This window comes from Streptococcus sp. ST14, from assembly GCF_046098195.1.
In the GTDB taxonomy this organism is placed as follows: Bacteria; Bacillota; Bacilli; order Lactobacillales; family Streptococcaceae; genus Streptococcus.
The window spans coordinates 22,753-33,317 of record NZ_JBJUSF010000029.1 but is presented as its reverse complement, the minus strand read 5'-3'; the positions used below and the strand labels follow the sequence as shown (position 1 = coordinate 33,317).

The 10,565-nt window shown below is 36.6% G+C and carries 21 protein-coding genes; 17 read left to right on the top strand and 4 right to left on the bottom strand.

The annotated features are described in order from the left end of the window. Positions 1-103 precede the first annotated feature (103 nt). The 4 genes from ACIY19_RS09280 to ACIY19_RS09265 form a co-directional block, all read right to left on the bottom strand. Positions 104-1,240, bottom strand: a complete 1,137-nt coding sequence (locus ACIY19_RS09280; protein WP_409003268.1) for a tyrosine-type recombinase/integrase — start codon at positions 1,238-1,240, stop codon at positions 104-106. Between the two features lie 122 nt (positions 1,241-1,362). Further along, complete coding sequence (locus ACIY19_RS09275) at positions 1,363-1,752, bottom strand: hypothetical protein (protein ID WP_409003267.1); 390 nt, start codon at positions 1,750-1,752, stop codon at positions 1,363-1,365. Positions 1,753-1,766: 14 nt separating this feature from the next. Then, positions 1,767-2,147 carry an ImmA/IrrE family metallo-endopeptidase gene (locus tag ACIY19_RS09270; protein ID WP_409003266.1) on the bottom strand — a complete coding sequence of 127 codons (381 nt, stop codon included), beginning with the start codon at positions 2,145-2,147 and terminating at the stop codon, positions 1,767-1,769. A 21-nt stretch (positions 2,148-2,168) separates the two neighbouring features. Next, positions 2,169-2,525: a helix-turn-helix domain-containing protein gene (locus tag ACIY19_RS09265; RefSeq protein WP_409003265.1), complete on the bottom strand. Its 357-nt coding sequence runs from the start codon at positions 2,523-2,525 to the stop codon at positions 2,169-2,171. 253 nt (positions 2,526-2,778) lie between these two features. On the opposite strand from ACIY19_RS09265, the gene ACIY19_RS09260 reads away from it, so the two are divergent. The 17 genes from ACIY19_RS09260 (at position 2,779) to ACIY19_RS09180 (ending at position 10,564) form a co-directional block, all read left to right on the top strand. Further along, entirely contained in the window at positions 2,779-2,967 is a 189-nt protein-coding gene (locus ACIY19_RS09260) for a helix-turn-helix domain-containing protein (RefSeq protein WP_409003264.1), read from the top strand. 12 nt (positions 2,968-2,979) lie between these two features. After that, on the top strand, positions 2,980-3,246 hold the full coding sequence (locus ACIY19_RS09255) for a hypothetical protein (RefSeq protein ID WP_409003263.1): 267 nt from the start codon (positions 2,980-2,982) through the stop codon (positions 3,244-3,246). A gap of 347 nt (positions 3,247-3,593) precedes the next feature. Further along, positions 3,594-3,872 carry an HTH domain-containing protein gene (locus tag ACIY19_RS09250; RefSeq protein WP_125425315.1) on the top strand — a complete coding sequence of 93 codons (279 nt, stop codon included), beginning with the start codon at positions 3,594-3,596 and terminating at the stop codon, positions 3,870-3,872. Positions 3,873-4,102: 230 nt separating this feature from the next. Then, positions 4,103-4,369 carry a hypothetical protein gene (locus tag ACIY19_RS09245; protein WP_125425314.1) on the top strand — a complete coding sequence of 89 codons (267 nt, stop codon included), beginning with the start codon at positions 4,103-4,105 and terminating at the stop codon, positions 4,367-4,369. Positions 4,370-4,452: 83 nt separating this feature from the next. After that, positions 4,453-4,905, top strand: a complete 453-nt coding sequence (locus ACIY19_RS09240) for a hypothetical protein (protein ID WP_409003262.1) — start codon at positions 4,453-4,455, stop codon at positions 4,903-4,905. 5 nt (positions 4,906-4,910) lie between these two features. After that, positions 4,911-5,606, top strand: a complete 696-nt coding sequence (locus ACIY19_RS09235) for an ERF family protein (RefSeq protein ID WP_409003261.1) — start codon at positions 4,911-4,913, stop codon at positions 5,604-5,606. Positions 5,607-5,609: 3 nt separating this feature from the next. Continuing rightward, on the top strand, positions 5,610-6,599 hold the full coding sequence (locus tag ACIY19_RS09230) for a DUF1351 domain-containing protein (RefSeq protein WP_409003260.1): 990 nt from the start codon (positions 5,610-5,612) through the stop codon (positions 6,597-6,599). After that, the gene (locus ACIY19_RS09225; protein ID WP_185695969.1) at positions 6,600-6,761 is read left to right on the top strand and encodes a hypothetical protein; all 162 of its coding nucleotides are present in this window, start codon (positions 6,600-6,602) and stop codon (positions 6,759-6,761) included. It abuts the gene before it with no gap. Beyond that, positions 6,758-7,300, top strand: coding sequence for a MazG-like family protein (locus tag ACIY19_RS09220; protein WP_409003259.1), 543 nt, complete (start codon positions 6,758-6,760; stop codon positions 7,298-7,300). The genes ACIY19_RS09225 and ACIY19_RS09220 overlap by 4 nt, the downstream gene beginning before the upstream one ends. Beyond that, positions 7,297-7,473 (top strand): hypothetical protein, encoded by a 177-nt coding sequence (locus ACIY19_RS09215; RefSeq protein WP_409003258.1) that lies wholly within the window; start codon positions 7,297-7,299, stop codon positions 7,471-7,473. The genes ACIY19_RS09220 and ACIY19_RS09215 overlap by 4 nt, the downstream gene beginning before the upstream one ends. After that, on the top strand, positions 7,463-8,023 hold the full coding sequence (gene ssb, locus ACIY19_RS09210) for a single-stranded DNA-binding protein (protein WP_409003257.1): 561 nt from the start codon (positions 7,463-7,465) through the stop codon (positions 8,021-8,023). Before ACIY19_RS09215 ends, ssb begins: the two co-directional genes overlap by 11 nt. Before the next feature lie 201 nt (positions 8,024-8,224). Further along, positions 8,225-8,425: a hypothetical protein gene (locus tag ACIY19_RS09205; protein WP_409003256.1), complete on the top strand. Its 201-nt coding sequence runs from the start codon at positions 8,225-8,227 to the stop codon at positions 8,423-8,425. Next, positions 8,418-8,708: a hypothetical protein gene (locus tag ACIY19_RS09200; protein WP_409003255.1), complete on the top strand. Its 291-nt coding sequence runs from the start codon at positions 8,418-8,420 to the stop codon at positions 8,706-8,708. Before ACIY19_RS09205 ends, ACIY19_RS09200 begins: the two co-directional genes overlap by 8 nt. Before the next feature lie 13 nt (positions 8,709-8,721). Next, positions 8,722-9,513: a DNA methyltransferase gene (locus tag ACIY19_RS09195; protein ID WP_409003254.1), complete on the top strand. Its 792-nt coding sequence runs from the start codon at positions 8,722-8,724 to the stop codon at positions 9,511-9,513. Beyond that, positions 9,500-9,703, top strand: a complete 204-nt coding sequence (locus ACIY19_RS09190; protein WP_000161128.1) for a hypothetical protein — start codon at positions 9,500-9,502, stop codon at positions 9,701-9,703. Before ACIY19_RS09195 ends, ACIY19_RS09190 begins: the two co-directional genes overlap by 14 nt. Beyond that, positions 9,700-10,119 (top strand): helix-turn-helix domain-containing protein, encoded by a 420-nt coding sequence (locus ACIY19_RS09185; protein WP_409003253.1) that lies wholly within the window; start codon positions 9,700-9,702, stop codon positions 10,117-10,119. The genes ACIY19_RS09190 and ACIY19_RS09185 overlap by 4 nt, the downstream gene beginning before the upstream one ends. Positions 10,120-10,129: 10 nt before the next feature. Next, positions 10,130-10,564 (top strand): hypothetical protein, encoded by a 435-nt coding sequence (locus ACIY19_RS09180; protein ID WP_050125373.1) that lies wholly within the window; start codon positions 10,130-10,132, stop codon positions 10,562-10,564. The last annotated feature ends 1 nt before the right edge of the window (position 10,565 follow it).

Here is a 10,565-nt window from a genome sequence, read left to right as displayed (position 1 = left end):
TGTGTGCTCTTTTTTCGTGCATAAAACAAACCCTTTAACATCAACGGTTTAAAGGGTTTTTATTTATTTTATCGAGAGAAAAGGGGCAGTAAAGGGGCAAAGTTTATAGTTTTATCTTTTCTAACTTGCTAGATATATCTGATACCATTTTTTGAGTGACATGAGAATAAATCTCTAGTGTTGTCTTTGAATCACTATGCCCTACTCTATCCATGATAGCAGTTAGCGGGATGCCTAGTTCAGCAAGTAAAGAGATATGAGAATGCCTGAACATGTGAGTAGTGATATTTTTGTCAATACCTAGCTTTTTACCATGATTTTTTAAAGGTATAATAACCCTAGCACTTGTTATTGGTTCTCCTAGAGTATTGATAAAAATAGAATCAGTATCAAATCCGTTTTTTGTATTCTCTAGAATTTGCTCTTTGATAATATCTAACACTTTTTGAGGAGCAGTTATAATTCTATCTGATTTTGCCGTCTTTGGTGCAGTTCTCTTTTTGAGTCTAAAATCGTATGTATGCCTTATGTGGATTGTCTTTTTCGAAAAGTCTATATCGTGTTTGTAACTCAAGGCAGCAAGCTCTCCATATCTCATACCAGTTAGAAAAAGGACTTTGGCTATACGGATATACTTGTTTAAACGATAATCACGCAAAGCCTCTTTTTGTAAAGTTTTAATAAAGAGGTTGAACTCTTTTTGATCCAGATATTTTGTCCTTTTCTTTTTCAAGTCATCGGAGGTTGTAATTTTACGGGGTAGCTCGACAAAAAGCATTTCATTGCTATTGATATAATTCATTCTGAGAGCGTACTTCATAATCTGATTGAGTTTAAATTTTATTTTTGAGGTATAATTTCTGGAGCGCCCATCTTTAATCAGTTGATCTATGACTTTCTGCAACAATCTACGGTCAATGTTTCTAACTAGATAATCGCCCTCTATCTGATTAAATATTTCATTCTTTACATGGTTTGCTGCATAGATCGTTGATTCTCTAACTCCATTTTTCCAATTTTCCTCAAACTCATCATAAAGCTCTTTGAATGTTATATCAGATACGTTTTTATTTTTATCTTCTAGTTTTTTATTTACCTTCTCTTGCAACAAGATGGCAGCTTGATTTCTTGCTTGAGGTGTTTTCTTCTCCATCGTGACTGATACTTTTTTTAATTTTTCAGTATAAGGATCTTTGTATCGCTCGAAAAATTTATATTTGCCGTTTGGTAATTCTTCCATCCACATTGATTTTAACCTCACTTTTTGATAAAATGGGGTATAGTAAAAGGCATTAAAAAGCCCTCTTTACTATACCGAACACCTCACGCTCTCCTCGACCAAAATTTGAGCGTGGGGATTTTTTATTTCGTTTCAAAGAAATTTCCGCAATTTTTGCAATGCCACTGTTTATTTCCTTTTTTGCCTGCAAAACCAGCTAAAGCACCAATTCCACCAGTTAAGACAGCACCACCAACGGCTTTTCCGACAGAAAAGGCTTTTTTATCTTGTTGTAAGAAAGAGACATCTTTGGAGTTACAATTTGGGCAAGTGATGATATTTTGTTTTTTCATTTGATTTTTTTGTTCCTTTTCCTGTTTTTTATGTTGTTGCATTGTTCTAAAAGCTTCCATCTCGCGCTGTCTTGCTTTTTTCTTTTCAGGCGATTCAGTCTTAACTTTGTAAATAACAAAAGCTATTACAACGATAGCAAAGATAATATAGAGTATGACTCCTAAAAGTTTGTCATTCATATTTTTCTCCTTTTTCAATTAAGTAAAGCTAAATATTCCTCTTTAACCATTGTTTCATCTGCAATGGTTTTTAGGTTGTATTTCTCCATGAAAACCAGGTAATTAAATGTAGTGGTATCTTCGGCTATATCCAACTCAGCTTTCATAAGATGATGGATCATATTTCTGTTAGCTTCAAGCTCACATTTCTCCCTAAAAAGTTGATAAGTATCTGGCGCGTGATTTTTATGGCCTATCTCATGTAAAGCGACTTGTACCCTTTTCTCATCTGATATAGCATCACTCAAAAACATAGTTTGGAGGGCTGGGATATAAAAGGCCTCATCTGGGAATAGACCATCCTCAAAAATCTCTATATCTATACCTAGATTTTGAGAAAATTCTTTTTCAGTCATAAACAATCCAACCTTTGATTATTATTGCTTTCTGAGATAAATTTCTATAATATTTTGAATTGCTTTTTTATCTTCTTCGGTTAGTGGTTTCCCATTGAAACGCATAGCGGTAGAGGCTAACTCCTCAACGTCTACCTCTTTGCCCTCAAAAAAGAATTGCTCTTTGTCACTTGCAATTGCAGAGTTATCCGTACGCCCTAGAAGATAATCCGTGCTAACATTTAGGTAATCGGCAACTTTTTCTAACGGCTCAGAATTAGGTTTTGATTTTGCCCACTTTGAAATAGAGCCATTTGATAAATCAAGAGTTCGTTCAAGTTGTGCAACTGTCATAAAACGTTGTTTGACAAGCTCTTTTATTATCTCGTAAGTATTCATTTCTAATACCCTCCAGAAAAAAATCTAAGAAAAATAGAAATATTTCTATTTTTCTATTGACAATAGAAATAGTTCTGTGGTATTATGGTATTGTACTTGGGAGGTACACAAAATAATAAATACTACAGACGCAGAAACAGATAAAATCTGTATTTGCTACTTTTCTTATACTCTTATAATAGAATAAGTTCTATTATTTGTCAAGAGTTATCAGAAATAAAACGTAGAAATATTTCTAAAAAAGGAGGAAAGCATGATTTACGACACTATCAAAGATATTGCTGCAAATCAGGGGATATCAATCTATCGCATTGAGAAAGATCTGGAATTTCCAAATGGTTTGATTTCGAAATGGAACAAATCCACTCCATCAGCATCTAATCTTGCCAAGGTTGCTAAATATCTTGGCGTGACGACAGAGAAGCTACTTGGTGATGGTTAGAAAGGAGGCAATATGGCAGATGAAGATAGCCTAATTGGTAAATATCTAGAAATTTCTGGGGAGCTTGCGGGATGCATTGAAGCTGAAACAGAAAAAGACCTACTTGTCCGTAGGGCGATAGTCATTAATGAGCATATCGGCTTATGTGAGCAAGCGGTCTATGTTGATAAGAAAGTGCTAGATAGCTATTGGGTCAAGATAGTAGAGTTATCTGCTATTCCTGAAACCATCAACAGCATTGACAGCACTGATTTGGTTAGGAAATGGTTGAACATGTAAATTGACACTCTCATGTCCGTTGACATACTCAACACATTTCACCAAGTAATGCTCAGATTTATGGTCTGCTGACCTAGCGACAACGGAACCGATAGTAGGAATAGCGGGCAACGTCATTGGTACAGGTTCGACATGACCATCAATCATGATGTGACAAGTAATCATGACTTATTCTCCTTTCATGTAGGGTAAGTCAATTATAGCAAATTTAAAAGGAGGAGTTATGACAGATTTTAAAAACTTAAATCTTCAGCTAATCTTTCAGAAATGCGACTGAGGATTATACAGCAGTCAGAAATGATTTTCTGAGAGATCCAAAACTTGAGCCAGCAACAATTGGGATATTGATGGTCATTCTTAGCAATAAAGAGAATTGGCTTGTCTATCCAGAGGAAATAGCTAAACGGTTGAATATTAGCCGCGAAATGGTTTTAAGGCATTTCAAAAAGATTGAAAAAGCTGGATATTTACGGACTGTCAAAAAAAGCCTCGGCAGAGGGAGAGGAGTTCAGACTTTCAGATTCTTCTCAGATACAAAAATAACTGATTTTCAATTTGAAATTATGTTGCAACGTCTGGATGAAGCGATAGCTATGAAGAAGTCTGAGTTATCCACAATTGATTAATACAAAGTTGCGTTTTACAACATTGTATTTTACAACATTGTATTTTACAACGTTGTAAAATAAGGCACTAATAAATATTAAATAACAACAAGTATTAAATAACAATAAATACTAACTAACAATAAGTACTACTACTCTTAATAAATAAAAGAGAGTACACAAAAAAGTATCTGAGAAACTCAGACACTTTCTAAAAAAATCTAACTTAATTATAGCATGAAAGGGGAAAAATGGAAACAGTTCAAATCGTGAGAATTAAAGATGTGATCATAGAGAAGATTTCTGCAAACGATGAAGAACTAGAGCACATCTTTGGATGTTCAAAACGGCAAGCTGGTGATATGAGGCGAGAGATGAAAAAATTGCCTAGTCAACAAAAGCACCTTAGAAATGATGGCCAGCTTGTCACGATCAAAGGTTTTGATGCTTATCTGCAATATCGAGGCAGTCAGTCATGGAAGAAAGAAATGGCTAAAACCGTCAAGATGACACGATAGCAGAATAACAACTACTAACAAATAACAAACTCATCCTTATAGATAATAAGGGAATTACAGAGCTTTTACAGGAGGAAAGAAATATGCCAAATTGGGCAGAGGGTACTCTTAAATTAAGAGGCAAAACAGAAAATATCGTATCAGCATTGAAAGAGATGCTATTAGAAAATCAAGGTACAACTCTTGAAGAAGAATACGATGGTACTCTACTAACATTTAAAACTGAGAATGATTATTTTTATATAAACGGTACAAGGCGTGCGTTTATTTCTGGTAAAGATATTGAAATTTGGTTGGATGAAGATTTTGTGATTATCGAACTTGAAAATTTCAAACAAGCATGGGCAGCATCAGCTGGCGATTACACAGAAATTTCTAGTAAGTTTGATGTTGATATTAAAATTTTCACTTTTGAAATGGGTATGGAATTTACACAGGAAATTGAAATTTCAAAAGGTGAAATCATCAAGAATATTGTAAATGAAAACTTTACTAACTATTCATGGGATGTGCCTTTTAGCAGACTTGGAGGATAAATAATATGGCAGATTTAACATTTGCAGAATTACAGCGAAAAATGCAAATCGAAAAACAAACGAAACAGGGTGTGAAATATCCGTTTAGAACCGCAGAGGATATCAATAATAAATTTAAGTCTTTGGATAGCGGTTGGAGTGTATCATTTCCAGAAGATGACATCATTCAAAAAGGCGACAAACTGTATTATAAAGCGGTAGCTATTGCTAAAAGAGAAAGTGATGGCACGATTGAAAAAGCTGTTGGGTGGGCTAGAGAAGAAGATGTACCAATTTTTCACACACAAAAAGGGGATGTGAAACAGATGCAGGATCCACAATGGACAGGTGCAGTTGGTTCTTATGCTAGAAAATATGCCTTACAAGGTTTATTTGCCATTGGAGGTGAGGATGTTGATGAGTATCCGGTAGAAGAAAGCCAAGAACAAGGGCAGAATAATCAGCAACAGAAAACAAACAACCAGCAAGCTCAAGAACAAAATCAAGTAAGGTACATTGATAACATTCAGTATCAAGAAATCATCAAGAACGTTGAAGAGTTTGCGACGATTAAGGGAGCGCCATTTGATACAGTTGCAAACTTTGTATTGAGCAAGTACCAAATAGACGACTTCCACCAAGTGCCAGTTGATGGCTATAACATAGTGATGGAATATCTCACTAAACAAATTCAAAAAGCATACGAAAAACAAGGAGTATAAGACATGGTAAAAGATGTAACTAACAACCTAACAGAAATCAAGGTAGATTTTCAACCTGCAGTAATCAATGTTGATTATGATAGCGTGGAGAAACAACTTGCAGCAATCGTTGCACAGTACACAGATTATGAGGTGACAGCATCCACTTACAAGATTGATTATGATGAGCGTACACGCCTTAATAAATTAAAAGAGGCGTTGGAAACTCGACGTAAGGAAATCAAAAACAACATCAATAATCCATACAAGGAATTTGAGAAGTGGTACAAGAAAACAGTTGAGCCATTGGATAATGTCATTGCAAACATCACAGCAGGACTTAATGCAATTGATGAACATGAACGATTGATGCGTGTTGATGCTGTCCGAACTACCTTTGAGGATAAGTGTATGGTCGCAGGGATTGAAAAATCCACATTCGCTGACAAATACGATGAGTACAGCCTCAAGAAATATTTTAAAACAGGCAAGTACGAACTGAAAAAGACAACACTTGATGAAATGGATGCCTTGGTGCTTTCAGAATTTGATGCCCTGGAAGAATACAAGGCCAACAAGCAAGCTATCCAAGAGCTAGCTCAAGAGTACGATTTGCCAGCTGACAGCTATATCAGACATCTTGAAGATGGTAAGAGTATTGCTGATATTTTCAAGATGATGAAATCAGATCGTGATGCTGAAATTTCACGCAAAGAGCAGAAAGAAGCTCAAGCAAAAGCAGAAGCTGAACGACTTGCAGAGATTGAACAATTGGCCAAAGAAAATGCAAATGCGCATATCAAGGCTTACGATGCTGAAACAGGCGAGATTTTGGAACAGGGTACAATTACACCAGAACCACAAAACAACGTGCGAGATGTGGCAAAATTTGAGCCTAGCGAGCCTTTAACAATTGATTTGCGTTTGACATTGCATGGTGGGAAATCTCAGCTTGATCAGTTGAAAGAATGGCTTGAGGATAACTTTATCAGCTTTGAAACTTTGGAGGGTTAGGTGGAATTTAGAAAGTATCAACTTATTTTAGAGTTTGAGGAGGCTAACAGGCCTCTCTCACAAATTGAAAAGAAAAGCCTTGCTATTTACTCTATCGAGTATTTAAAAGTGGGGCTAGATAGCTTAGAACGTGAATATTGCAACAGGAGGTATGCACAATGAAATTTAATGAACTGATTGAAAATGTAAAAGGTTGGTCAACAGCAAAGGAGCTTGACAAAGCAAGCCCATTATCTCAAATGCTCAAACTCAATGAAGAGTGGGGGGAGCTCAATGGTGCGACAGTACGAAAGGATAAGGAAAAGATAGCTGATAGCGTTGGAGATATGATGGTTGTCTTGACTATCCTAGCTCAACAGATGAACTTTTCTAAAATCCATTTGTCTCTCAATCCAGATGAGAACGGACAGCATAACTTTCATTATGTAGATCAGTGGTCAGTAGAGTTACTGTACTTGCACATTGCTAATGAAATTGGGTTGATTGCGCGTGGTTTGGTTGATGTTTCAACTAATACAAATCGCATTAACTCACGCACTCAAATTCAGTTAAGCAGCCGTAACATTGCTATTTATCTGATGTTTGTTGCTAAGAAATTTGACTTGACTTTGACAGAGTGCCTTGAATTGGCATGGAATGAAATCAAAGACCGTCAAGGAAAGATGGTGGATGGTGTGTTTGTTAAGGAGTCAGACCTATGAGATGTTTTTATGTCAGTGGTAAAATTGCAAGTCTTGATTTGGGGTCAGAAATCAATGCAGAAAATTCATTTATGGCCGCTATTGAGTTTGTGAAACGATACGCCGACTTATTAAAGTTTGGTTCAAATGAAATCAAGGTATCAGAAGTAGAGGAGGTGCAAAATGATAAATAACGTTGTTTTAGTAGGGCGACTTACAAGAGATGCCGAACTGAGATATACGCAATCTAATATTGCGGTTGCTACGTTTACTCTTGCAGTAAACCGTACATTTAAGAGTCAAAATGGCGAACGTGAGGCTGATTTTATCAATTGCGTTATCTGGAGACAGTCAGCTGAAAATCTTGCTAATTGGGCTAAAAAAGGCTCATTGATTGGTATCACAGGAGTAATTCAAACACGTAGCTATGATAATCAGCAAGGCCAACGTGTTTATGTCACAGAGGTTGTTGCTAGTAATTTCCAATTGCTAGAAAGTCGTAACAGTCAGCAAAATAATCAAGGCCATCAAGATCATCATGGTGGTTATCAGCAACAGGGCAGTTCTTTCCAAAATGGAAATAACCAAGGGAACAATTTCCAAAATGGAAATAGTTATGGACAACAAGGTAGTTTCTTTGAGGGGAACACAACAAATCCAGTTCCTGATTTTACCCGTGATAACAATCCATTTGGCAGACCGACAAACCCATTGGATATCAGTGATGATGATTTGCCGTTTTAAACGCCTATGATCATGCTAGAAAAGGAGTGCGCCCTCTACAAAGGCGATGAACTGTTGGGCATGGGTACTGTAAAGGAATTAGCCAGACAGTTTAATGTAAAAATAGAAACAATACACTACTACAACACGCCAACATACAAGAGGAGAACGAACCCAAACAGAGCAAGGCGACTTGTACCGTTGGATTAGGATGAGGGAAATATGAATTTAACAATCAAAGCAGGAGACTATGTGAAAGTACTTAGAAATGGGGAGTTTCACAATATAGTCCAGGTAAAGAGGATATACAGTAGTGTTATAGAAACAACTCACGGTATCTATAACGCTGATACTTTAGCCAGTCGAATCAATAAGGCTTGTATTATTTCAGGTGTTGTAACATGGGAGGATTTTCATGGATAGAGAAAGCGTAAGAGTAAAGGTAGATTTACAATGTCCGTTTTGTGGTTTTTGCAAGATGATGAAAACCGGGTCGCATAGAAAAGGGATTACATGCCCAACCTGCAAGCAAACAGTATTCTTGGCATGGGCAACTGGTATTGAGGGTGAACTTGATAAGTATGGATATTATTTCCACGCTTACGAGCCTTTCAATATCCGCAAAATCAATCAAGAGTTTCAAGATGCTTTTGAAGATGCACCACCTAAACACTCTTTCACCATCAGAAATAAGATGAGAGGGTGATATAGTGCAGAAAATGATAGTATGGGCGTTGTTTGATAGTGGTAACGGCTCATATACTAAAGCCATCAACACGCTTAATAGTTCGGGGGGGGCGAATATTGAAGTATATCCGATTGGGATCGATATTGAAAACAAGAACAATCATTTTATCCCTCTAAACCTTGCAGATTACTCACGTCTGTTTGGCGATAATAAGCTATTTGATACGCTTGACAAGCTACCACATCCAGATTTAATCATAGCAAGTCCACCTTGTGAGAGTTGGTCAAATGCTAGTGCGATGACAAATGGCAACGCTTGTTGGAAAAAGGAAGATTTATCAGATAGTCTATTTGAGCCTCAAATACCACCTAGCATGTTTACTATTAGAGCGAACAAAGACTATGAGGATGCGTACAATAATTATCAGTATGATAGGCAATTTATGAAACGTGTTAATGGTGAGCTATGCGCCTTTAATACCATTGAAATCATAAAGAGGTATCAGCCTAAGTATTGGATAATTGAAAATCCAGCAACAGGGAGACTATGGAAGTATATAGAAACTATCATAGGCTTTCCATTGCCCTATAAAAACCCAACAAGGTACAACAACTATGATTATCCCTTGCAAAAACCGACCAAATTTGCAAGCAATCTATTTCTAAATCTCAACAATGATATAAATCCAGCAGAAATTGAATGGGGTAATTTTTCTAAATCGTATAATGAACGGTCTAATATACCTCAAAAGTTACTTTTGGATATATTTCAGACAGTACTAAACCAATTTGAAAAGGAAACAGAAAAAAATGACAAAAATTGAAATCGTTATGGTACTTACAACTTTGATGTCTATCACATGGGCAGCGATTGTTACAATTCACACTATGCAAGCCATCAAAAAGCACAAGGCAAAAGTGGATTATTATCAGAAACCACAAGTGCAATGTGAGATTGCACGTCATGTACTTAAAAACAAATGGTACTCAGATGGTGGGGAGGTGTTTAGATGAAAGTATTTGATGGCGCTAAAATGCGTGCTATCCGTAAAGGGGCAGAGCTTACTCAGTATGATCTTGCCCCTATGGTCGGTATCAGTCAAAATCGAGTAAGTGACATTGAGAGAAATGTTACAACTCCAACGAATGAGGAAATCGAGGCATTTGCCGATGCTCTAAATACTCAAGTATCATCATTTTTAAGCAATGAGTCAGAAATTGAGGTTATTGCTAATACCTTTACCAAAAAGAAAAAGGATACGGATGCAGAGTCTCACTTTGACAACCCAACCGAGCAAATGGAGCTATTTGTTGATGATACTTTACTAGGTCATGACCTAACAGGATATGTATTGATCAGCCAAAAAACCTATCTGGAGTTGTTAGATAGTCAAGATCGCTTAAATCAGTTACAAAAACTTTTGAAGTAAGGAGGACAGTATGGATAAAAAACTTATCGGGTTAGACCTAACCCACATTGCAGATGGAGGATTACAGGAGAAACTAGACAAAGAGCTTGAAAAAGTCTTTGATAACATCCTTGACCTTAATACCGATGCGAAAGCAAAACGAAAAGTGACTATCACGCTTACGATGTCAGCTAACGAAGAGCGTACAGTGGTTGATACTATCATGGAGGTAAAATCAAAATTTGCGCCTCAGAATGGAGTAGCTACAACAATTCTTGTTGGGCGTGATTTTGACACAGGACAAGTACATGCTAACGAGCTAAAAAGTACAGTACCTGGTCAAATGTACTTTGACGAAAATGGGGAAATCCTTACTGATATTGGGCAACCAGTGGCAGAAATTGAACAACAAGCAGAAACAAAACAAGACATTATTGATTTCAACAAAAAGAAAGTAGGTAACTAAT

What these genes read in the sequence shown, in the direction of transcription:
- ACIY19_RS09270 (WP_409003266.1), bottom strand. Translation starts at nt 2,147, where the DNA reads ATGACTGAAAAAGAATTTTCTCAAAATCTAGGTATAGATATAGAGATT.
- ACIY19_RS09235 (WP_409003261.1), top strand. Translation starts at nt 4,911, where the DNA reads ATGGCAGATTTAACATTTGCAGAATTACAGCGAAAAATGCAAATCGAA.
- ACIY19_RS09220 (WP_409003259.1), top strand. Translation starts at nt 6,758, where the DNA reads ATGAAATTTAATGAACTGATTGAAAATGTAAAAGGTTGGTCAACAGCA.
- ACIY19_RS09205 (WP_409003256.1), top strand. Translation starts at nt 8,225, where the DNA reads ATGAATTTAACAATCAAAGCAGGAGACTATGTGAAAGTACTTAGAAAT.
- ACIY19_RS09250 (WP_125425315.1), top strand. Translation starts at nt 3,594, where the DNA reads ATGGTCATTCTTAGCAATAAAGAGAATTGGCTTGTCTATCCAGAGGAA.
- ACIY19_RS09260 (WP_409003264.1), top strand. Translation starts at nt 2,779, where the DNA reads ATGATTTACGACACTATCAAAGATATTGCTGCAAATCAGGGGATATCA.
- ACIY19_RS09190 (WP_000161128.1), top strand. Translation starts at nt 9,500, where the DNA reads ATGACAAAAATTGAAATCGTTATGGTACTTACAACTTTGATGTCTATC.
- ACIY19_RS09215 (WP_409003258.1), top strand. Translation starts at nt 7,297, where the DNA reads ATGAGATGTTTTTATGTCAGTGGTAAAATTGCAAGTCTTGATTTGGGG.
- ACIY19_RS09200 (WP_409003255.1), top strand. Translation starts at nt 8,418, where the DNA reads ATGGATAGAGAAAGCGTAAGAGTAAAGGTAGATTTACAATGTCCGTTT.
- ssb (WP_409003257.1), top strand. Translation starts at nt 7,463, where the DNA reads ATGATAAATAACGTTGTTTTAGTAGGGCGACTTACAAGAGATGCCGAA.
- ACIY19_RS09265 (WP_409003265.1), bottom strand. Translation starts at nt 2,525, where the DNA reads ATGAATACTTACGAGATAATAAAAGAGCTTGTCAAACAACGTTTTATG.
- ACIY19_RS09185 (WP_409003253.1), top strand. Translation starts at nt 9,700, where the DNA reads ATGAAAGTATTTGATGGCGCTAAAATGCGTGCTATCCGTAAAGGGGCA.
- ACIY19_RS09195 (WP_409003254.1), top strand. Translation starts at nt 8,722, where the DNA reads ATGATAGTATGGGCGTTGTTTGATAGTGGTAACGGCTCATATACTAAA.
- ACIY19_RS09245 (WP_125425314.1), top strand. Translation starts at nt 4,103, where the DNA reads ATGGAAACAGTTCAAATCGTGAGAATTAAAGATGTGATCATAGAGAAG.
- ACIY19_RS09280 (WP_409003268.1), bottom strand. Translation starts at nt 1,240, where the DNA reads ATGGAAGAATTACCAAACGGCAAATATAAATTTTTCGAGCGATACAAA.
- ACIY19_RS09180 (WP_050125373.1), top strand. Translation starts at nt 10,130, where the DNA reads ATGGATAAAAAACTTATCGGGTTAGACCTAACCCACATTGCAGATGGA.
- ACIY19_RS09275 (WP_409003267.1), bottom strand. Translation starts at nt 1,752, where the DNA reads ATGAATGACAAACTTTTAGGAGTCATACTCTATATTATCTTTGCTATC.
- ACIY19_RS09240 (WP_409003262.1), top strand. Translation starts at nt 4,453, where the DNA reads ATGCCAAATTGGGCAGAGGGTACTCTTAAATTAAGAGGCAAAACAGAA.
- ACIY19_RS09255 (WP_409003263.1), top strand. Translation starts at nt 2,980, where the DNA reads ATGGCAGATGAAGATAGCCTAATTGGTAAATATCTAGAAATTTCTGGG.
- ACIY19_RS09230 (WP_409003260.1), top strand. Translation starts at nt 5,610, where the DNA reads ATGGTAAAAGATGTAACTAACAACCTAACAGAAATCAAGGTAGATTTT.